Annotated in this window: 20 protein-coding genes; 10 read left to right on the forward strand and 10 right to left on the reverse strand. The window is 72.6% G+C overall.

Annotated elements, in window-relative coordinates:
* Window position 1 precedes the first annotated feature (1 nt).
* The 6 genes from ACWED2_RS36640 to ACWED2_RS36665 all read right to left on the reverse strand — a co-directional run bounded on the left by ACWED2_RS36640 (window position 2) and on the right by ACWED2_RS36665 (window position 5,762).
* On the reverse strand, window positions 2-424 hold the full coding sequence (locus ACWED2_RS36640; protein ID WP_449695099.1) for an acyl-CoA thioesterase: 423 nt from the start codon (window positions 422-424) through the stop codon (window positions 2-4).
* Between the two features lie 119 nt (window positions 425-543).
* Complete coding sequence (locus ACWED2_RS36645) at window positions 544-1,488, reverse strand: TAXI family TRAP transporter solute-binding subunit (RefSeq protein ID WP_449695100.1); 945 nt, start codon at window positions 1,486-1,488, stop codon at window positions 544-546.
* Window positions 1,485-2,879 carry a sensor histidine kinase gene (locus tag ACWED2_RS36650; RefSeq protein ID WP_449695101.1) on the reverse strand — a complete coding sequence of 465 codons (1,395 nt, stop codon included), beginning with the start codon at window positions 2,877-2,879 and terminating at the stop codon, window positions 1,485-1,487. The genes ACWED2_RS36645 and ACWED2_RS36650 overlap by 4 nt, the downstream gene beginning before the upstream one ends.
* Before the next feature lie 4 nt (window positions 2,880-2,883).
* The gene (locus ACWED2_RS36655) at window positions 2,884-3,561 is read right to left on the reverse strand and encodes a response regulator transcription factor (RefSeq protein ID WP_449695102.1); all 678 of its coding nucleotides are present in this window, start codon (window positions 3,559-3,561) and stop codon (window positions 2,884-2,886) included.
* A 7-nt stretch (window positions 3,562-3,568) separates the two neighbouring features.
* Window positions 3,569-4,882 (reverse strand): MFS transporter, encoded by a 1,314-nt coding sequence (locus tag ACWED2_RS36660; RefSeq protein ID WP_449695103.1) that lies wholly within the window; start codon window positions 4,880-4,882, stop codon window positions 3,569-3,571.
* Window positions 4,883-5,000: 118 nt separating this feature from the next.
* The gene (locus ACWED2_RS36665) at window positions 5,001-5,762 is read right to left on the reverse strand and encodes a GntR family transcriptional regulator (protein ID WP_449695104.1); all 762 of its coding nucleotides are present in this window, start codon (window positions 5,760-5,762) and stop codon (window positions 5,001-5,003) included.
* 96 nt (window positions 5,763-5,858) lie between these two features.
* On the opposite strand from ACWED2_RS36665, the gene ACWED2_RS36670 reads away from it, so the two are divergent.
* Entirely contained in the window at window positions 5,859-6,113 is a 255-nt protein-coding gene (locus ACWED2_RS36670) for a hypothetical protein (protein ID WP_449695105.1), read from the forward strand.
* A gap of 57 nt (window positions 6,114-6,170) precedes the next feature.
* Here ACWED2_RS36670 and ACWED2_RS36675 read toward each other — a convergent pair whose 3' ends face one another.
* Window positions 6,171-6,740, reverse strand: a complete 570-nt coding sequence (locus ACWED2_RS36675; protein ID WP_449695106.1) for a hypothetical protein — start codon at window positions 6,738-6,740, stop codon at window positions 6,171-6,173.
* A gap of 156 nt (window positions 6,741-6,896) precedes the next feature.
* Here ACWED2_RS36675 and ACWED2_RS36680 point away from each other — a divergent pair, with 156 nt between their 5' ends.
* The 4 genes from ACWED2_RS36680 (at window position 6,897) to fabI (ending at window position 10,294) form a co-directional block, all read left to right on the forward strand.
* Entirely contained in the window at window positions 6,897-7,952 is a 1,056-nt protein-coding gene (locus ACWED2_RS36680) for a histidine kinase (protein ID WP_449695107.1), read from the forward strand.
* On the forward strand, window positions 7,949-8,575 hold the full coding sequence (locus tag ACWED2_RS36685) for a response regulator (RefSeq protein ID WP_449695108.1): 627 nt from the start codon (window positions 7,949-7,951) through the stop codon (window positions 8,573-8,575). Before ACWED2_RS36680 ends, ACWED2_RS36685 begins: the two co-directional genes overlap by 4 nt.
* A gap of 212 nt (window positions 8,576-8,787) precedes the next feature.
* Window positions 8,788-9,492, forward strand: coding sequence for a 3-oxoacyl-ACP reductase FabG (gene fabG / locus ACWED2_RS36690; protein WP_449695109.1), 705 nt, complete (start codon window positions 8,788-8,790; stop codon window positions 9,490-9,492).
* Between the two features lie 34 nt (window positions 9,493-9,526).
* Window positions 9,527-10,294 (forward strand): enoyl-ACP reductase FabI, encoded by a 768-nt coding sequence (gene fabI, locus ACWED2_RS36695; protein WP_449663764.1) that lies wholly within the window; start codon window positions 9,527-9,529, stop codon window positions 10,292-10,294.
* 19 nt (window positions 10,295-10,313) lie between these two features.
* Here fabI and ACWED2_RS36700 read toward each other — a convergent pair whose 3' ends face one another.
* Both ACWED2_RS36700 and ACWED2_RS36705 read right to left on the reverse strand, forming a co-directional pair.
* Window positions 10,314-11,474, reverse strand: coding sequence for a Cmx/CmrA family chloramphenicol efflux MFS transporter (locus ACWED2_RS36700; RefSeq protein WP_449695110.1), 1,161 nt, complete (start codon window positions 11,472-11,474; stop codon window positions 10,314-10,316).
* Window positions 11,475-11,543: 69 nt separating this feature from the next.
* Window positions 11,544-12,125, reverse strand: a complete 582-nt coding sequence (locus tag ACWED2_RS36705; RefSeq protein ID WP_449695111.1) for a TetR/AcrR family transcriptional regulator — start codon at window positions 12,123-12,125, stop codon at window positions 11,544-11,546.
* An 86-nt stretch (window positions 12,126-12,211) separates the two neighbouring features.
* Between ACWED2_RS36705 and ACWED2_RS36710 the strand changes: the two genes are divergently transcribed.
* Window positions 12,212-13,255: a ferrochelatase gene (locus ACWED2_RS36710; RefSeq protein ID WP_449695112.1), complete on the forward strand. Its 1,044-nt coding sequence runs from the start codon at window positions 12,212-12,214 to the stop codon at window positions 13,253-13,255.
* Window positions 13,256-13,264: 9 nt separating this feature from the next.
* On the opposite strand, the gene ACWED2_RS36715 is transcribed toward ACWED2_RS36710, so the two are convergent.
* The gene (locus tag ACWED2_RS36715; protein WP_449695113.1) at window positions 13,265-14,062 is read right to left on the reverse strand and encodes a hypothetical protein; all 798 of its coding nucleotides are present in this window, start codon (window positions 14,060-14,062) and stop codon (window positions 13,265-13,267) included.
* 113 nt (window positions 14,063-14,175) lie between these two features.
* Here ACWED2_RS36715 and ACWED2_RS36720 point away from each other — a divergent pair, with 113 nt between their 5' ends.
* The 4 genes from ACWED2_RS36720 (at window position 14,176) to mshC (ending at window position 19,460) form a co-directional block, all read left to right on the forward strand.
* Window positions 14,176-15,573 (forward strand): ATP-binding protein, encoded by a 1,398-nt coding sequence (locus ACWED2_RS36720; RefSeq protein WP_449695114.1) that lies wholly within the window; start codon window positions 14,176-14,178, stop codon window positions 15,571-15,573.
* Entirely contained in the window at window positions 15,570-17,531 is a 1,962-nt protein-coding gene (locus ACWED2_RS36725; RefSeq protein WP_449695115.1) for a hypothetical protein, read from the forward strand. The genes ACWED2_RS36720 and ACWED2_RS36725 overlap by 4 nt, the downstream gene beginning before the upstream one ends.
* 103 nt (window positions 17,532-17,634) lie before the next feature.
* A complete protein-coding gene (locus ACWED2_RS36730) occupies window positions 17,635-18,042 on the forward strand; it encodes a MerR family transcriptional regulator (protein ID WP_449695116.1) in 408 nt (135 codons plus the stop codon).
* A gap of 179 nt (window positions 18,043-18,221) precedes the next feature.
* Window positions 18,222-19,460, forward strand: a complete 1,239-nt coding sequence (gene mshC / locus ACWED2_RS36735; protein WP_449695117.1) for a cysteine--1-D-myo-inosityl 2-amino-2-deoxy-alpha-D-glucopyranoside ligase — start codon at window positions 18,222-18,224, stop codon at window positions 19,458-19,460.
* Window positions 19,461-19,487 lie beyond the last annotated feature (27 nt).

Here is a 19,487-nt window from a genome sequence, read left to right on the forward strand (position 1 = left end):
CTCAGTCCCCGAGCAGGGTCGCGTAGACCTTGCGCACGGCTTCGGGCGGCGCTTGCGGCCGCAGCGTGGCCGGGTCGATGAACACGTACCGGATGGTCGCCGCCGCGATCGGGGTCTCGCCGCGGTGGATCTCGAAGTCGAAGATCAGCGACGTCGTCCCGAGGTGGTTCAGGTACTGCGAGACGACCAGTTCGTCGTCGTAGCGGGCGGGGGAGCGGAACTTGAGGTTCGCTTCGGCGACCACGACGTCGGCGCCGTGGGCGAGGAACTCCTCGTGCGAACCGAACAGCGCCTTCTCCGCCTCGAAGGAGCACATGTCCACATAGGCCAGGTAGTGGGCGTTGAAGACGATGCCCTGGCCGTCGCACTCGTGGTAGCGCACGCGCAGCGGCATCTCGGCGATCGGGCGGCGAGGTGCGGTCACAGCATCAATCTAGTTCCCGATCCGACCCGAAGCAGGCCGCCCCCCTCCGCGCGGCACGCAAGCTTTGCGACCAGATCATGCGGCCGTGACTGAGGTCGGATCGGGAACCATCAGCACAGTCAGCCGTGTAGGGCCCGGTACGCGGCCGCCGCGCCCGGATGCAGCGGCACCGGCTGGGTCCCGATCAGCGGCCGGACGTCGAGGAACTGCGTCCCGACGGCTTCGGCGGGCACCAGCGCCGTGGCGCGTTCGACGAGCAGCCGGACCACGGCCGCGGCGACGTCGTCGGGCAGGGACGGCGCGCACACCAGCAGGTTGGCCACGCCGATCGTGCTCAGCGCGCCCACCCCGCGGTACGCGCCGTCGGGGACGTGGACCTGGTCGTAGACCGGTCCGTACGCCGCGCGCAGGGCGGGCACCACCGAATCCAGGGGGAGCAGCGCGATCGGGGTCGTGAGGGTGAGCTCGGCCAGTCTCGGCGTCGGGACGCCGCCGGACCACAGCATGGCGTCGACGCGGCGGTCGGCCAGCGCGTGGACCGCGTCGTCGAACCGCAGGTGCCGGGCGTCCACCGCGACTCCCGCCTTGGCGAACAGGCGCTCCCCCAGCTGTGCCGCGCCGGAGCCGTTCGCGCCCAGGGACACCGGCCGCCCGGCGAGGTCGGCGAGCTCGCGCACCGGCCCGTCCGCCCGCACGACGAGCTGCAGATAGTTCTCGTAGACGCGGCCGAGCGCGAGCAGCGGCACCTTACCGGCGAACGGGGGGCCGCCGACGAGCGCGGTCTGGGCGATGTCGGCGAGCACCAGCCCCAGGTCGGCCTGTCCCCGCTGGACCAGGCCGACGTTGGCGACGCTGGCTTCCGTCGGCACGGCTTGGGCGTGCAGCAGCGGTTCCGCCCGGTTCAGCTCGGCCGCGAGGAGCCCGGCGAAGGCCAGGTAGAACCCGCCGCGCTCGCCGGCGGCGATGGTGAGCGTGCGTTCGGGCCCGCGGTAGCCGGACGTCGAACACCCGGCCAGGGCGAGGCCGAGGCCGCCGAGCAGGGCCGTGCGGCGGGTGAGCGTCATCCCGGCTCCTCCTGCAGCGGCAGCGTGACGCGGACTTCGAGGCCGTGGGGGAGCGCCTGCCGCAGGTCCAGGACGCCGCCGCGGGTGCGCACCTGCTGGTGCGCGATGGCCAGGCCGAGGCCGGTCCCGCGCGGCGCGCCTTCGCCACCCGCGCGCCAGAACCGCTCGGTCGCCCGTGTCCGGTCCTCTTCGGACAGTCCCGGTCCGTCGTCGGCGACGACGAGGGTCGCGGTTTCCCCGCCGGTTTCCCAATCGGTGGTGATCTTCGCGCCGCGGCCGGCGTAGTGGACGGCGTTGTCGAGCAGGACGTCGAGGATCTGCGCGAGCTCGCCTTCGGGGCAGCGCACGGTCACCGGCTCGTCGTGGCCGGGCGGCGGCACGATCGTCGCCCCGGCGTCTTCGGCGGCCGGGCGCCAGGCGTCGACGCGTTCGGCGAGCACGGACGCGAGGTCGCACGCCTCGTCGGTGCCCCCGGCCGCGACGCGGGTCGCGGTGCTTTCGGCCAGCGCGAGCGCGAGCAGGCCGTCCAGGAGCTTCTCCAGGCGTTCGACTTCGGCGACGGTCGCGCGGTAGGTGGCGTCGTCGCCGTCGACCTGGTGGGCCAGGGAATCGACGCGCAGGCGCAGCGCGGCCATCGGGTTGCGGAGCTGGTGGGAGGCGTCGGCGACCAGCCGGTGCTGCTGCTCGGCCGCTTCCAGCACGGCCTCGGACATCCGGTTGACCTCGGCCGCGAGCGACCGCAGCTCGCGCGGCCCGGTGCGTTCCGGGACGTGCGCGCGGTGCCCGTCGGCCACCGCCAGCACCCCGGTCTCGAGCTCGTGCAGCGGCCGCACCATCCACCGGGCCAGCACCACGGCGAGCAGCACGAACACCATCGCGACCAGCGCCGCGCCGGCCCCGATGGTGCCCCAGCGCGTGGCGACGTCCGCGGCCGCCGCCGTCACCGACGCGCGCAGCACGACCACCCCGGACACGCGCGTGCCGGTGCCGACCGGGCGGGCGAAGTAGGCCGGTTCGGCCGACCACGGGTCCAGCCGGTCCACCCGCGGCGCCGGTTCGTTGCGCATGGCGGCCTCCACCAGCCCGCGCACCGCCGGATCGCCCGCGGTCAGGCCGCCCGCCTGCACCAGCGGGACGCGCCGCGCGTCGACGATGACGACGCCTTCGCCGTACAGCTCGGCGTAGCGCGCCGCGTCGGCCGCGAGAGCCGCGGGGTCGTGGGTGTCGACCGCCTGTTGGGCGAGCACGACGAACCGGTCGACGTCGGCGGTGCGCGAGATGACCAGCTGCTGGGTGCGCTGCTCGGCGGTGGCGGTCAGCAGCGGCACGGCGAACGCGGCGACCACGGCGAGGGCGAGGGCCACCAGGACGACCAGGAGCCGGGTGCGCACGGGCTCAGTCCCGGCCGAGCCGGTAGCCGAAGCCGCGGATGGTGGTGAGCAGGCCCGGCCGGTCGAGCTTGGCGCGCAGCCCGGTGAGGTGGACGTCGAGCGAGCGCGACACCGCGAGGTAGGCGTCGCCCCAGACCTCGTCCATCAGCTGCTGGCGGCTGACCGCGGTGCCCGGGCGGGCGGCGAGCACGGCCAGGATCTCGAACTCCTTGGTGGTCAGCCCGACGTCGTGCCCGGCCACCAGGACGCGACGGGCGCCGAGGTCGATCTCGACGTCCTCGATCCGGACGACGTCACCGGCGCCGTCGGCGGGGGCGGCACGGGCCACCGCGCGGCGGACGACGGCGTCCATCCGGGCCAGCAGTTCGGCCAGCCGGACCGGCTTGGTGAGGTAGTCGTCGGCGCCGAGCCGCAGCCCGCGCACGACCGAGCGCTCGTCGCCGCGGGCGGTCAGCACGATCACCGGGACCGGCGAGACGGCCCGGATCTTGCGGAGGACGTCGAGCCCGTCGAGGTCGGGCAGGCCCAGGTCCAGCAGCACGAGGTCGGCCGTGCGGTGGTGGTGCAGCGCGTCGGCCCCGCGGGCGACGCTGGTGACGGGATGACCGCGCGCGTGCAGCGACTCGGCGAGCGCGCCGGCGACACCCGCGTCGTCTTCGACGAGGAGCACGCGCACGGTCATCCTCCAGTCAGCGCATCTCCAGCTCGGAGGTCTTCGAGGTTTCCCGCATTGTGCCGTAGACGATGAGGGACACCAGGACGGTGCCGGTGACGTACCAGAAGAAGACCTGTTCGTGCCCGGCGCTCTTGAGGGCGAGCGCGATGAACTCCGCGGTGCCGCTGAAGAGGGCCACGGTCACCGCATAGGGCAGGCCGACGCCGACCGCGCGGATCTTCGTCGGGAAGAGCTCGGCCTTCACGATCGCGTTGATCGACGTGTAGCCGGCCACGACGACCAGCCCGGCGAGGACCAGGAAGAACGCGCCGACCGGGTTCCGCGTCGAGCCCAGTACCGTCATGATCGGGACGGTGAGCAGCGTGCCGCCGATACCGAAGAACAGCAGCAGCGGGCGGCGCCCGATCCGGTCGGACAGCCGGCCGAACACCGGCTGCAGGATCGCCGCGACGAGGATCGCCACGAAGAGCACCAGGGTGACCGACCGCCGGGGGATGTGCGCGGTGTTCTCCATGAACTTCTGGCTGTAGGTGGCGAAGGTGTAGAAGCTGACGGTGCCGCCGAGGGTCAGCCCGACGACGAGCGCGATCTCCTTGGGGTACTTGGCGAGCTCGCGCAGGGTGCCGCGTTCGTTCCCCTTGCCGGCGCCGGCTTCGCGCTGGTAGCTCTCGGACTCGTCCATCCCGCGGCGCAGCCACATCACGCTGAGCGCGGCGACCGTGCCGACGCCGAACGCGATCCGCCAACCCCACGACGTCAGCTGCTGCTCGGTGAGCAGGGCCTGCAGGATCAGCTGGAGACCGAGGGCCAGCAGCTGGCCGCCGTAGAGCGTGACGTACTGGAAGCTCGAGTAGAAGCCGCGCTTGCCGGGAGTGGCCACTTCGGACAGGTAGGTCGCCGAGGTGGAGTACTCGCCGCCGACGGAGAGCCCCTGGATCAGCCGGGCGGTGAGCAGCAGGATCGGCGCGGCGATCCCGATCGTGTGGTAGCTCGGCGTGACGGCGATGAGCAGCGAGCCGCCCGCCATCAGCGTCACCGAGAGCACCAGCGCGCTGCGCCGGCCGAACCGGTCGGCGAACCGCCCGAGCATCCACCCGCCGAGAGGACGCATCAGGAACCCGACGGCGAACACGGCCGCGGACCCGAGGAAGGCGGCGGTGGTGTCGGTGGTGGGGAAGAAGGATTTGGCGAAGTAGGTGGTGAACGCCGCGTAGGCGTACCAGTCGTACCACTCGACCAAGTTGCCGATGGAGCCGCGCAGCACGTTGCCGATCACGCGCTTCTCACTGACGGCGGCCGGGGTGGCACCGCTGAGCCGGGTTGTCATCGTCGACCTCCTGTGTTGCGACTCACGGTGACCAACGGCCCGGGGGAGCGGCAAGACGGGGAGGCAGTTCCTAACACCGGCTTAGGACGGTGACGTTCTTCGGCGTTCTTGCCGTGGGTCAGTCGGCGGGCCACTCGTACGAAAGCTCGTAGCGGTCGGCCGCCAGCACCATGTCGTTCATCTCCAGCGGCGTGCCGTTGTCGGCGTACGCGACGCGGGTGACGGTGATGACCGGTACGCCGCCGGCGAGCTGGAGTTGCGTTGCCTCGGCGGGTGTCGGCATTCGCGCTCCGACGTGCTCGGCGAACGAGCCGATCGCGTGGCCGGCCTCCTCCAGGCGCGCGTACGTGCCGCCTGACCCGGTGTCGATGTCCTCGATGGCGGTGCCGCGCGTCAGCTCACGCCGGAGGCGCGACACCGCCAGCTGGACCACCAGCCCGTCGGCGCGCATCACGCGGTCGCGGACGGTGACCTCGTTCCCTTCGGCGATGGCGAGATGGCCGGCCACGCGTGCGTCGGCGGGCTCGAAGCGGATCTTGACGGACGTCGACGGGGTGAACCCGCGTGCCGCGGCGTCGGCGAGGAACGCACCGCGATTTCCTTCGCGGGCGTCGCGGGACAGCCGCGATCGGGCGATCCGCCGAATGCTGGCCGGCGGGCGCACGAAGACGCCGCGTCCGTGCTCCGAGGTGACCAGGCCTTCGCTGCGCAGCACGTCGACGGCCTCGCGGACCGTCGGCCGCGAGACGCCGTACGTCTCGACGAGATCGTGTTCGCTGGGCAACTTCGCACCGGGGGCGAACTCGCCGGAGACGATCTTCTCGCGGAGATCGGCCGCGACCTGGCGGAAGGCTGGGACTCCACTTGTTCGATCGACCATGTCCCGAGTCTCCCACTTGCTAACTTGTCTTGACAAGTTGATGCGGAAATGCCACGGTCGGTCATCAACATGTCATGACAAGTAGTGGTGAGGCGGATGATGGCAGCGGTGATCCACGTCGACCCGGAGGCGATTCATCCCGTTGTCGAGGGCGAGTGGCATCGGACCCGGCTGACGGGGATTCCCGTGCCGGGGCAGGGCATCACCATGCTGTGCGGTCTCGCGGCGGTCGCCGAGTTCCGCCCGCTGTCCGACCGTCGGGCGCACGGTGTGCCGCACCAGTGTTCGCGCTGCGAGGCGATCTACCGCCGCGAACACGGCATGACGCCGAGCCCGGTCCGGAGGTCGTGACGGGGCGGTGGATCCGTTGCGGCGGTGCGGTGACGCCCGGCTGCGGGGGCTCGACGCTCACGCCGACTGCTGAGCCATCGCCGGCTCATCGGTCGTGACGGCGCACGCCAGCCACACCAGTGACCCGCCGGCCACGACGTGCACGACGCTGGTCACCGGGGTGTCCGGCAGCCGCGCCGCGACCGCCAGCACCGGGAGCGCCACGAGGTACGCCACCGCCGGGACGCGGGGGTGGATCCCGGCCCGCAGCAGGGACACCCCGAACAGCACCGCGCCGGTGGCGAAGACCAGTGCGCTGCCGAGCAGAGCCACCATGGTCGGGCCGCGCAGCAGTTCCTCGACGACCGCGTCGTCGAGGAAGAACAGGGCCAGGTTCAGGGTGAACGCCGCGCCGCCGAACAGGCCGAGGCCGACCGCGTTCACCGTGTAGGCGATGGCGCCGAACGCGCCTGCCGCCGTGGCCTGCCGCAGGTGGAGCACGGTCAGCAGCGGGATGGCGAACGCCGGGGACAGGCCGAGCACGAAGCTCGTCGGCGCGGTTTCGCCGGTGAACGCCTCGATCAGGCCGGGTACGGCGATGGCGAGGCCGGCGAGCACGCCGCACCCGGCGCCCAGTCGGGTCAGCATGGGGAATCTCCTTGGGATGTAAGGGTTTCCCTGAACGGTAGGAACCCTGACCGGGGCGCGGGAAGTGCCGGCCGGCCAGTGATGCGTGGCCACCCGGCACGTGCCGGGTGGCCGGAACGGGGTCCCGGTGGCGGCGAACGGCCGTAGGCTCGGGTGATGGTGACGCGGATCGTGCCGTGGGTTTCCGGTGCCGCGTACGGGATCGTGCTGCTGGCCGGGCTGTACTCCGTGCTCGCCGGCCTCGGCTCGGCGAACGCGGCACGGGTCGCCGGCTTCGTCGCCGGGATCGGCGCGTTGTTCGTGCTGGAGGCCGTCGAGTGGCGGGTGGCCCGGCTGCCGGTCGCCTTCCTCGCCGCGCGGCTGGTGCTGTTCTTCGCGGTCGCCGCGCTGGACGAGTCGGGGCTGTCGCGGGTGCTGTTCGTGCTGGTGCCGTTCGCCGCGTACCTCGCGTTCGGGCGCGCGGCCGGGCTCGTGCTCGGCGGGCTCTGCCTCGCGGTGCTCGTCGGCGGGTTCGCGGTGTGGGTGCCCAGCTGGTACCGGGACATCGAGTCCGTGTCCGACGTGCTCATGTTCACGACCGGACTGGTGCTGGCCCTCGCGATGGCCGACGTCGCGGTCCGGGAGCGGCGGGCCGCGTCGCGGGTCGCGGAACTCTCCGCCGCGGCCGAACGCAACCGGCTGGCCCGCGACATCCACGACGGCCTCGGCCACCACCTGACCGCCGTTTCCATCCAGCTGGAGAAGGTGGCCGCGTTCGCCGACCGGGACCCCGACGTCGCCGGCCGGGCGCTGGCCGACGCGCGCCGCTCGGTGGGGCACGCGCTGGAGGACGTCCGGACCTCGGTCGGCACGCTGCGGGCCGGGTCGCAGTCCCTGATCGGCGCGCTCACCGAGCTGGGCGTGGCGCTCGACGTGCACGGCGAGGAACCCGACATCGACCCCGCGACGGTCACCACCCTCTACCGGGCCGCGCAGGAGGCGGTCACGAACGCACGCCGGCACGGCGGGGCCGGTCAGGTCCGGGTTTCGGTCACCTTCGGCGCCGGGACCAGCCTGGTCGTCACCGACGACGGCCGCGGCTTCGACACCGGCGAGCCGCGGTCCGGGTTCGGCCTGCTCAGCCTGCGGGAACGCGCCGCGCTCGTCGGCGGCACGGTGACCGTGGACAGCGAGCCGGGCAACGGCACCAGGGTCACGGTGACCGTGCCGTGAGCGTCCGGGTGCTCGTGGTCGACGACCAGCGGCTGGTCCGCGAGGGGATCGCGTCCCTGCTGGACATCCAGGAAGGCATCTCGGTGGTCGGCACGGCGGCCACCGGCCGGGAGGCGATCGAGCGGACGCTGGCCCTCGGCCCGGACGTGGTGCTGATGGACGTGCGGATGCCGGAGATGGACGGCGTCGACGCGGTCGCCGTGCTGCGCCGCCGCGCCCCGGGCTGCCGCGTGGTGATGCTGACGACGTTCGACGACGAAGAGTACGTCGTGCAGGCGCTGCGGGCCGGCGCGGCCGGCTACCTGCTGAAGGACCTCCCGGCCGCGGAACTGGCCGAATCGGTCCGGCTCGCGCATGCCGGCGTCACCCAGCTCGACCAGGCGGCGGCCCGGCACGTCGCCGCGGCGCTGTCGGCGCACCCGGCTGCCCCGGAGGCCCTGACCGGCCGGGAGACGGAGGTGCTGCGGATGGTCGCGACCGGGGCGACGAACCGGGAGATCGCGTCGAGGCTGTTCCTCAGCGAGGGCACGGTGAAGAACCACATCTCCCGCATCCTCGGCCGCCTCGGCCTGCGCGACCGCACGCAGGCGGCCGTCTACGCCCGCGACCGGGGGCTCATCTGAGCCGGCCGGGGCCAAGGCTCGCTGCCGTTATCGACCTCCTGTGTTGCGACTCACGGTGACCAACCAGCGGGTAACCACCAAGGTCGGGAGGCAGTTCCCGGCACCCGCCGGCGACGGTCGCGGACACCGCGAACGCGGGTGCGCGACCCGCGGGCACTGCCGATAACCTCGTGCGCGTCAGCAGCGCACGCTTCACCAAGAGGGAGAACACAGTGGGACGGTCGGTTCTGGTCACCGGGGGCAACCGGGGCATCGGTCTGGCGATCGCCCGGGACCTCGCCGAGCAGGGGCACCGGGTCGCCGTCACGCACCGTGGTTCGGGGGCACCCGACGGGCTCTTCGGGGTCCAGGCGGACGTCACCGACTCCGAGCAGGTCGACGCCGCCTTCAAACTCGTCGAGGAGCACCAGGGGCCGGTCGAGGTGCTCGTCTCCAACGCCGGGCTGACCGACGACACGCTGCTGATGCGGATGAGCGACGAGCAGTTCGAACGCGTCCTGAACGCCAACCTCACCGGGGCCTTCCGGGTCGCCAAGCGGGCCTCGCGGGGCATGCTGCGCGGCAAGTGGGGCCGGTTCGTCTTCATCTCCTCCGTCGTCGGCCTCTCCGGCTCGGCCGGCCAGGCCAACTACGCCGCGTCGAAGGCCGGCCTGGTCGGCTTCGCGCGCTCGCTGGCCCGCGAGCTCGGCTCGCGCAACATCACCTCGAACGTCGTCGCGCCCGGGTTCGTGCACACCGACATGACCGACGAGCTGCCCGAGGCGCGCAAGAAGGAAATCCTCGCGCAGGTGCCCTCCGGCCGGTACGCCGAGCCGTCGGAGATCGCCGCCGCCGTCCGTTACCTGGCTTCCGACGAGGCCGGCTACGTCAACGGCGCGGTGCTGCCCGTCGACGGTGGCCTCGGCCTCGGCCACTGACCTTCCCAACCAGAACCACAGACTTGGAGGACCCGTGCCCGGACTGCTCGAAGGCAAGCGCCTGCTGATCACCGGCATCATCACCGACGCTTCGCTCGCCTTCCACGCGGCCAAGATCGCGCAGCAGGAAGGCGCCAAGGTCGTGCTCACCGGCTTCGGCCGCATGTCGCTGGTCGAGCGCATCGCGAAGCGGCTGCCCGAAGAGGCGCCGGTGATCGAACTGGACGTCACCAACCAGGAGCACCTCGACTCCCTCGCCGACAAGGTCCGCGAGCACGTCGACGGCCTCGACGGCGTGCTGCACTCGATCGGCTTCGCCCCGCAGACCTGCCTCGGCGCGCCGTTCATGGACGCGCCCGCCGAAGACGTCAAGACCGCGATCGAAATCTCGACGTACTCGTACATGTCACTGGCGAAGGCGTGCCTGCCGCTGCTGGGCCGGGGTTCGTCGTACGTCGGCATGGACTTCGACGCGCGGGTCGCGTGGCCGGTCTACAACTGGATGGGCGTCGCGAAGGCCGGCCTCGAGTCGGTCAACCGGTACCTGGCCAAGGAGCTGGGGCCGCAGGGGATCCGCGTCAACCTGGTCAGCGCGGGCCCGATGAAGACGATGGCCGCGAAGTCCATCCCGGGCTTCGTCGACCTCGAGGACGGCTGGGGCGAGCGCGCGCCGCTCGGCTGGGACAGCACCGACCCGGACCCGGTGGCGAAGAGCGTCTGCGCGGTCCTGTCGGACTGGCTCCCCGCCACCACCGGCTCGATGATCATGGTCGACGGCGGGGTCCACTTCCTCGGCGTCTGAGTCATCCGACGCCGGGGCCTCACACGGCCACCAGCTCACGGTCGTCGCCGCGCTGCACGACGGCGGCGACCGTGAGCGCGGCCAGCGTGGCCACGCCGAGGGCGATCCCGGTCCACGCCACGCTCGGGAAGCCCAGCCCCGCGTCGATCGCGACGCCGCCCAGCCACGGGCCTGCCGTGTTGCCGACGTTGAACGCCGACGTCGTGCTGGCCCCGACGAGCGTCGGCGCGTCCCCGGCGGCCTGGAAGGCGCGCAGGTTCAGCGCCGGGTTGGCGCCGAAGGCGGCCACGCCGAACACGAGCACGGCCGCGACGGCCACGAGCGCATCGGTGATCAGGGCGAGCATGAGCAACGCGGCCAGCGCGAGCGCGAGGCAGCCGTAGAGCGTCGCGAACGGCCGCCGGTCGGCCAGCCGCCCGCCCGCGCTGATTCCGATCAGCGCGCCGACGCCGAACAGCGCGAGCACCCCGGGCACCCACTCGCCGGGCAGGCCGTCGGTCTCGGTCAGCAACGGCGCCAGGTAGCTGAACGCGGCGAAGATCATGGCCTGGCACAGGGCGATCACCCCGAGGGCGAGCCAGACCCGGCCCCGCCGGTACAACCGCAGCTCACCGCGCAGGCTCAGCGGCCCGCCGGTCGTCTCCGGCACCAGCAGCGCCACTCCGGCGACCGCCACCAGCGTCACCACCGTCACCGCCCAGAACGCCGTCCGCCAGCCCGCGTGCTGGCCGAGGAACGTGCCGGCGGGCACCCCGGCGATGTTGGCCACGGTCAGCCCGCCGACCAGCACCGCCATCCCGCGCCCGCGCCGCTCGGTGGGCACGAGCGCGATCGTCGTCGCCAGTGCGACGGCCCAGAACCCGGCGCAGGCGAGCGCCGCGATCACGCGGGTCGCGAACAGGAGCGCGTACCCCTCGGCCAGTGCGCCGACGACGTGCGCGACGGCGAACACGCCGAGCAGGGCCAGCAGCGTGCGGCGGCGGGGAAGCCGCAGTGTCCCGATCGCCAGCAGCGGCGCGCCGACGACCATGCCGATCGCGAACGCCGAAATCAGCAGCCCGGCGTCGGGGATGCTCACGTGCAGGTCGGCGGCCATGCCGGGGAGCAGGCCGGTGATCATGAACTCGGACGTGCCCAGCGCGAACACGCTGAGCCCGAGGACGAAGACGGCCAACGGCATGAGGGTTCCTCTCGGTTGTGTATCGGTCAGTCCAAAATCAGGGCGTGCGCAGCCAGGCGGGTGTGGTGCTCAGCGCGTGATGGCCGAAAGCGCGATGTCGGCGACGGCGTGCATGCTCTGCGGGCTGGTGCCCCGGCGGGCCATCACGCGCAGGCCCGAAGTCGTGCTGAGCAGGAACTCGGCCACCTCGGCGGGGTCCATGCCGTCGCGGAGGCTGCCGTCGAGCACGCCTTCCCGGACGCATGCGGTGAACATGGTCAGGTTCCGGTCGGTGTCGTGCCGCAGTGCGGCGCCCACTTCGTCGTCGGGTAGGCCGAGTTCGGCCAGCGTGTTGACCACCAGGCAGCCTCGGCGGCGTTCTTCGAGGTCGTTTTCGATGGCGCTGTCGAAGACCGCGGCGATCCGCTCGGCCGCGGTGCCCGGACCGTCGAGGATCGCCTGCCGCTTGTCCAGCTGCGTGCGGGTGTAGTGCGCCAGTGACCGGCCGAAGAGCGCTCGCTTGCTGGTGAACGTGTTGTAGACGCTGCTGCGGCCGAGCCCGGTGGCCTCGCAGAGGTCCTGCGTCGACGTCGCTTCATAGCCGTGCTCCCAGAACGCGTGCATCGCCTTCTCGACGGCGGTGGTTTCGTCGAACTCCCGTGGCCTGGCCATGGGGAGACCGTACCACGGTTTTGGACTGGTCGATTCATAACGGGCCCGGGTCGGCGTGCGGGCGGCCACATCGGCAAGATGACGGAGTGGGATACGACGCGCTGCTGTGGCTTTCGTTCGGCGGTCCGGAAGGGCCCGACGACGTCATGCCGTTCCTCGAGAACGTGACCAGGGGCCGGGGGGTGCCGCGCGAGCGGCTCCTGGAGGTCGCCGAGCACTACCAGCACTTCGGCGGGGTTTCGCCGATCAACAAGCTGAACCGCGACGCGATGGCCGCGGTCGAGAAGCAGCTCTCGGCGGCCGGCATGGACCTGCCCGTGCACTTCGGCAACCGCAACTGGCACCCGATGGTCGAGGACACCCTGGCGTCGCTGACGTCGGAAGGCGCGAAGCGGGTCCTGGTGTTCCCCACGAGCGCGTACGGCGGCTACTCGGCGTGCCGCCAGTACGACGAGGACATCGAGCGCGCCCGCGCCGCGGTCGGTCCCGAGGCCCCCGAGCTGGTGAAGATCCGCCAGTTCTTCGACCACCCGCTGTTCGTCTCGGCGGTCGCCGACGGCGTCCGCGCGGCCCACGCGTCGCTGGGGAACGAGCCGGGGATCCGCACGGTGTTCACGGCGCACTCGGTGCCGGAGAGCGCGGACCGCGCCTCGGGCCCGCCTGCGGAGGGCGGTCGCCGGTACTCCCGCCAGATCGCCGAGGCGGCGCGCCTGGTGGCGGCCGAGGCGGGGATCGCGGAGTACGACGTCGTCTGGCAGTCGCGGTCCGGGCCGCCGCAGGTGCCGTGGCTGGAGCCGGACATCGTCGACCACCTCGACGCACTGCACGAGGCGGGCGTCCCGGGTGTGGTCGTGTCGCCGATCGGCTTCGTGTCGGACCACCTCGAGGTGATCTGGGACCTGGACAACGAGGCGGCGGAACGCGCGGCCGAGCACGGGATGGCGTTCGCCCGCGCGGCGACGGCGGGTTCCGACCCGCGGTTCGCGGAGCTGGTGGTGGAGCTGATCCGCGAGCACACGCACGGGGTGGAGCCGCGCAAGTTGTCGGCGTTCCCGGTCGCGGGCTGCACGGTGAACGGCGCCCCCTGCGCGATCGGCTGCTGCGAACCGGCGAAGCGCCCGGCCCGCTAGCTCGGAGTCTCAGCCTTCGCGGGCCGTCTGCTCCGCGAACACCCGCACCGCCTCGTTGACCGCCGCGCAGCGGGCCGTGCGGACCGCGTCCGACAGCGGCCGCAACGCCTGGGCCCGCAACGTCGACGCCGATGCCGACAACGCCCCTCCCGGGTCGTCCGAAGAAGCGATCGCCAGGATCGCCGCGATCTCCTCGGCCCGCTGGAGCACCCGCAACGCGCGCCCGGGCGTCCCGGCCGGCCAGTCCACGTTCGGTCGCGACCGCAGGTGGGCCGACAGCTCCGCGCGCACGCCCGGCCGGTCCGAAGCCACGTCGAGGGTCTGCAACGCGCCGGCGCTGGCGCGGATCGCGTCCGTCAGCCCGTGTTCGGCCTCGCCGAGCGGGACGTACTCCGGCGTCGTCGGCGACGGCAGCGAGTAGACCGTCCAGCGCACCAGGCCCTCGGCGATCGGCTCCGGCACCAGGCCGAACCCCAGGTCCGGCAGGACCAGCGCGTCGCCCGCGCGCAACGCCGCTTCGGTGAACGGGCCACCGCCGCCGAGACCGCGGACGTCGCCGGGGACGGGGAGCACCAGCTGGAGCGATTTCGCTCCTTGCGAACGCAGCGCCATCAGCAGCTGGACCGGCGTGGCCGCCCGGTTGAACGCCAGCGGGAGCGCGAACGCGTCGGCCGCGGCGGCGTCGGCGGCCACGACGTCATGCGCCTCACCCCACGCGAGCAGGGCATCGAGGACATCGTCGGACGCCGCGGCCCCGTTGAGCCACGCGCTCGACCAGACGGCGAAAGTCGCACTGGGACGGCACACAGTTCGCCATTTTACTGCCCTATTTTACCGGGCCGGCTGGCTGGCCGGTAGCGCGCCCACGCTGGAGCCGCTCCACGTCGACGCACCGCCGATCCGGCAGTAGCGTCGAACGGGTGAACGCTGTTCCAGACGCTCTTCCCCGCACCGCCGGGGCCCTGCGCGCGGCCGGGTACGAGCCGCGCCCGATCGCCCGAGAGATCCACGACAACCTGCTGACCGCCCTCAAGAACGGCGAAGACGCCTGGCCGGGCATCGTCGGGTTCTCCCGCACCGTGCTGCCGCAGCTCGAACGCGCGCTGCTGGCCGGCCACGACGTCGTCCTGCTCGGTGAACGCGGCCAGGGCAAGACCCGCCTGCTGCGCACCCTGGCCGGCCTGCTCGACGAGTGGACGCCCGTCATCGAGGGCTCCGAGCTGGGCGAACACCCGCTGCAGCCGATCACGCCGGCGTCGATCCGCCGCGCCGCCGAGCTCGGCGACGACCTGCCGGTGGCCTGGCGCCACCGCTCCGAGCGCTACACCGAAAAGCTCGCCACACCGGACACCTCCGTCGGCGACCTGATCGGCGACGTCGACCCGGTGAAGGTCGCCGAAGGCCGCAGCCTCGGCGACCCGGAGACCATCCACTTCGGCCTGGTCCCGCGCGCCCACCGCGGCATCGTCGCCATCAACGAGCTGCCCGACCTCGCCGAGCGCATCCAGGTCGCGCTGCTGAACGTGATGGAGGAGCGCGACATCCAGGTCCGCGGCTACACGCTGCGGCTGCCCCTGGACGTGTTGCTCGTCGCCACCGCGAACCCCGAGGACTACACCAACCGCGGCCGGATCATCACCCCGCTCAAGGACCGCTTCGGCGCCGAAATCCGCACCCACTACCCCCTGGATGTGGCCTCGGAAGTGGCGGTGGTCCGGCAGGAGGCGAACCTCGTCGCCGAAGTCGGCGAGCCGCTGCTGGAAGTGCTCGCCCGGTTCGTCCGGAACCTCCGCGAATCCACGGTGATCGACCAGCGCTCCGGCGTCTCGGCCCGGTTCGCCGTCGCCGCGGCGGAAACCGTCGCGGCCGCGGCCCTGCGGCGCTCGGCGCTGACCGGGGAGGAGCCCGCCGTGGCCCGCCCGGTCGACCTCGACGCCGTCCCGTCGGTGCTGCGCGGCAAGATCGAGTTCGAGCCCGGTGAAGAGGGCCGCGAGATCGAGCACCTCGTGCACCTGCTGCGGATGGCGATCGCGGAAACCGCCCGTGACCGGTTCGCCGGTCTGGACCTGCGGCCGCTGGCCGACGCGGTCGGCGAAGGCCACCTGGTGTCCACCGGCGAGCGCGTGCCGGGCAAGGACGTCCTCGAAGCCCTGCCGGAGCTGCCGGTGCTGCACGAGGTCGCCCAGCGCGCCGGGGTCGCCGCCGACGAGCCCGCCGGCCGGATCGCGGCCGCCGTCGAACTCGCCCTCGAAATGTTGTTCCTGTCGCGAAGGCTCGCGAAGGACTCCGACGACGCGACGACCGTCTACGGCCGATGACCGCGGTCCCGCTTCCCGACGGCTACTCCTACGGCCCGTGGCACGACGGGCCGGACCCCCTCGCGCCGCCGGCCGACCTGCGCGACGCCCTCGACGAGATCGGCCAGGACGTCATGGCCGGAGCGTCGCCGCGGGCCGCGCTGGAGGAGATGCTGCGGCGCGGCACGAACCGCACCGCGGGCCTCGACGAGCTGACCCGGCGGCTCTGGCAGCGCCGGTCGCAGATCCAGCGGCGCAACAACCTCGACGGCACCCTGCAGGAGGTCCAGCGCCTCCTGCGGGAAGCCCTCGACGCCGAACGCCGCGAGCTGTTCCCGGACCCGGACGACGACGCCCGGTTCCGGGAGGCCCAGCTCGACGCGCTGCCACCGGGCACGGCCGCGGCCGTCAACGAGCTGGCGAACTACGACTGGCGGTCCGAGCAGGGCCGGGAGAACTACCAGAAGATCCGGGACCTGCTCGGCCAGGAGCTGATGGAGTCCCGGTTCCAGGGCATGAAGCAGGCGCTGCAGAACGCCGGGCCCGAGGACGTCGAGCGGATCAACGAGATGCTCTCCGACCTCAACGACCTCCTCGAAGCGCACGCCCGCGGGGCCGAGGACATCCAGCAGCGCTTCGAGGACTTCATGGGCAAGCACGGCGAGTTCTTCCCGGAGAACCCGCGCAACGTCGAGGAGCTGATCGACGCGCTGGCCGAGCGGTCGGCGGCCGCGCAGCGGATGCTCAACTCGATGTCGGCCGAGCAGCGCGCGGAACTCGCCGAGCTGACCCAGCAGGCGTTCGGCGACCCGCGCCTGGCCCAGCAGCTGTCCCGGTTGGACGGTCAGCTGCGGGCGGCCCGGCCGGGCGAGGACTGGGACGGTTCGGCGCGCTTCCGCGGCAACAACCCGCTGGGCATGGGCGAAGGCGCCCAGGCCATGCAGGAGCTCGCCGAGCTGGACGCGCTGGCCGAGCAGCTCGGCCAGTCCTACCCCGGCGCGCGGCTGGAGGACATCGACCTGGAGGCGCTCGAGCGCCAGCTCGGCAAGGACGCGGGCGTCGACGCCCGCCGGCTGGCCGAGCTGGAGCGCGAGCTGCGTCGCCAGGGCCTGTTCGAACGCGCCGCCGACGGGTCGCTCCGGTTGTCGCCCAAGGCGTTGCGGCGCCTCGGCGAGACGGTGCTGTCCGACATCGTGAACGCCTTGCGCGGCAAGACCGGCGAGCGCGAGACGGAGTCGGCGGGCGCGGCCGGCGAACCCACCGGCGCGTCGCGGCCGTGGCGGTTCGGGGACATGCAGCCCTGGGACGTGCCGCGGACCATCCGCAACGCCGTCCTGCGGTCGGTGTCGGTGGGGGAGCGGCAGGTCCGGCTGGACGTCGAGGACGTCGAGGTGGTCGAGACCGAGCACCGGACGCGGGCGGCGGTGGCGCTGCTGGTCGACACGTCGTGGTCGATGGTGCAGGAAGGCCGCTGGCTGCCGATGAAGCGCACGGCGCTGGCGCTGCACCAGCTGATCAGCACCCGCTTCCGCAACGACGCCCTGCAGCTGATCACCTTCGGCCGCTACGCGCAGTCGATGGAGCTGCCGGAGCTGGTCGGCCTGGAGGGCGCGTGGGAGCAGGGCACCAACGCCCACCACGGGCTGCTGCTCGCCGGGCAGCACCTGCGGCGGCACCCGGACGCCCAGCCGGTGGTCCTGATGGTCACCGACGGCGAGCCGACGGCCCACCTGGAACCCGACGGCGAGGCGGTCTTCGACTACCCGCCCCAGCCCCGGACCCTCCACAAGACACTGTCCGAAGTGGACCGACTGGCCAAGCTGGGCGCGTCGATCTCGGTGTTCCGCCTCGGCGACGACCCGCGGCTGACGTCGTTCGTGGACCTGATCGCCCGCCGCTCGGGCGGCCGGGTGATCGCCCCGGACCTCGACGGCCTGGGCGCGGCGGTGGTGGGGGACTACCTGCGCACCCGGCGGTGACCGGCGCGGGCGCTCACCCCGGGCGGGTGAGCACCCGCGCCGCTCCGGGTGCCGGGACCGCGAAAGTTGACATCCTGTGAAGGTCGACTTCTAAGCTGGCGGGATGCAGTACTCGATCAGCCAGGTCGCGAAGGCGTCCGGCGTCTCGGCGCGGATGCTGCGCCACTACGACGCGATCGGCCTGCTCACGCCGGCGTCGGTGGCGGCGAACGGCTACCGCTGGTACGGCCGGCGCGAACTGCTGCGCCTGCAGCGCATCCTGCTGCTGCGGCGCCTCGGGCTCGGCCTGGCCGAAATCGGGGCCGTGCTCGGCGACCACGGCGACGAGGTGGCCGCGCTGCGCGGGCACCTGGCCCAGCTCGAAGCGGAGCGGCGCCGCCTCGACCGGGTGATCGCCACCGTCGAAGAGACGATCGCCGACCTCGGCCACGCCCGGATCGAGGATCCGGACCGGTTCTTCGCCGGGTTGCGCACGGATGGCGTCGTGCTGCCGCCCGGCCACGGCGAATAGCCCGGTGAAGGCGCCGGAGGGTGGCCTTCGACACCGCCCGGGACGGACTCACCGCCGCGAATCGCGGGCCGATCCCGCGCTCCCGGCGTGGCCGGCGCGGGCGATCGGAGCGCACGCCCGCGTGAGGCTCGTCCCACCGCTCGGGAAGACCCGACCCACCAGCCCTTACAGTCGGGGGTATGCAGACTTGGTCATCGGTCGACGTGCCCCGCATCCCCGGCACCCCCCGCCCGCTGCGGCTCCACGACACGGCCACCGGGCAGATCCGCCCGACCGCACCCGGAGCCACCGCCCGGATGTACGTCTGCGGCATCACGCCCTACGACGCGACGCATCTGGGGCACGCCGCGACGTACCTCGCCTTCGACCTGGTGAACCGCGTCTGGCGGGACAACGGGCACGACGTCCACTACGTGCAGAACGTCACGGACATCGACGAGCCGCTGCTGGAGCGCGCCGAGCGTGACAAGGACGACTGGGTCGTGCTGGGCATGCGCGAGACGGCGCTGTTCCGCGAGGACATGGTCGCCCTGCGGGTATTGCCGCCGAAGCAGTTCGTCGGCGCCGTGGAGAGCATCCCGGAGATCGTCGAGGTCATCGCGAAACTGCTGGCCAACGGCGCCGCGTACCGCGCGGACGACCCGGAGTTCCCGGACGTCTACTTCGACCACACGGCGACCGGCAAGTTCGGCTACGAGTCGAACTACGACGCCGAGACCATGGCGAAGTACTTCGCCGAGCGCGGCGGCGACCCCGACCGCGCCGGCAAGCGCCACCCGCTGGACGCGCTGCTGTGGCGCGTGGCCCGCGAAGGCGAGCCGTCCTGGGAGTCCGAGCTCGGCGCGGGCCGCCCGGGCTGGCACATCGAGTGCAGCGCGATCGCGGTCAACCGGCTGGGCCTGGGCTTCGACCTGCAGGGCGGCGGCTCGGACCTGATCTTTCCGCACCACGAGTACAGCGCGGCACACGCCGAAGCCGTCGCCAAGGACGGCCCGTTCGCCCGCCACTACGTGCACGCCGGGATGATCGGCCTCGACGGCGAGAAGATGTCGAAGTCGCGCGGGAACCTGGTGTTCGTCTCGCGGCTGCGCGCCGACCAGGTCGACCCGGGCGCGATCCGGCTGGCACTGTTCGCCGGCCACTACCGCGAAGACCGCCCGTGGACCGCGCAGCTGCTGGCCGACGCCGAAGCCCGGATCGCCCGCTGGCGCGAGGCCGTCTCCCTGGCGACCGGCCCGGTGGCCGACGACACCGTCACGCGGCTGCGCGACCACCTGTCCGACGACCTCGACACCCCGAAGGCCCTCGCGGCGATCGACGCGTGGGCGAATGAGGCCCTGCGCCGCGACGGCACCGACCCGACGGCCCCGGGCCTGATCCGCGACGCCGTCGACGCCCTCCTCGGCATCGCCCTCTGACGCAGCCGGGCCCGGCACTCACGCGAG

The organism is Amycolatopsis sp. NPDC005003 (assembly GCF_053600695.1).

Bases quoted from the DNA above. Each gene is read 5' to 3' on its own strand.
- ACWED2_RS36645 (WP_449695100.1), bottom strand. From the start codon at position 1,488: ATGACGCTCACCCGCCGCACGGCCCTGCTCGGCGGCCTCGGCCTCGCC.
- ACWED2_RS36725 (WP_449695115.1), top strand. From the start codon at position 15,570: ATGACCGCGGTCCCGCTTCCCGACGGCTACTCCTACGGCCCGTGGCAC.
- ACWED2_RS36705 (WP_449695111.1), bottom strand. From the start codon at position 12,125: ATGGCCAGGCCACGGGAGTTCGACGAAACCACCGCCGTCGAGAAGGCG.
- ACWED2_RS36655 (WP_449695102.1), bottom strand. From the start codon at position 3,561: ATGACCGTGCGCGTGCTCCTCGTCGAAGACGACGCGGGTGTCGCCGGC.
- mshC (WP_449695117.1), top strand. From the start codon at position 18,222: ATGCAGACTTGGTCATCGGTCGACGTGCCCCGCATCCCCGGCACCCCC.
- ACWED2_RS36700 (WP_449695110.1), bottom strand. From the start codon at position 11,474: ATGCCGTTGGCCGTCTTCGTCCTCGGGCTCAGCGTGTTCGCGCTGGGC.
- ACWED2_RS36675 (WP_449695106.1), bottom strand. From the start codon at position 6,740: ATGCTGACCCGACTGGGCGCCGGGTGCGGCGTGCTCGCCGGCCTCGCC.
- ACWED2_RS36660 (WP_449695103.1), bottom strand. From the start codon at position 4,882: ATGACAACCCGGCTCAGCGGTGCCACCCCGGCCGCCGTCAGTGAGAAG.
- ACWED2_RS36730 (WP_449695116.1), top strand. From the start codon at position 17,635: ATGCAGTACTCGATCAGCCAGGTCGCGAAGGCGTCCGGCGTCTCGGCG.
- ACWED2_RS36665 (WP_449695104.1), bottom strand. From the start codon at position 5,762: ATGGTCGATCGAACAAGTGGAGTCCCAGCCTTCCGCCAGGTCGCGGCC.
- ACWED2_RS36670 (WP_449695105.1), top strand. From the start codon at position 5,859: ATGATGGCAGCGGTGATCCACGTCGACCCGGAGGCGATTCATCCCGTT.
- ACWED2_RS36680 (WP_449695107.1), top strand. From the start codon at position 6,897: ATGGTGACGCGGATCGTGCCGTGGGTTTCCGGTGCCGCGTACGGGATC.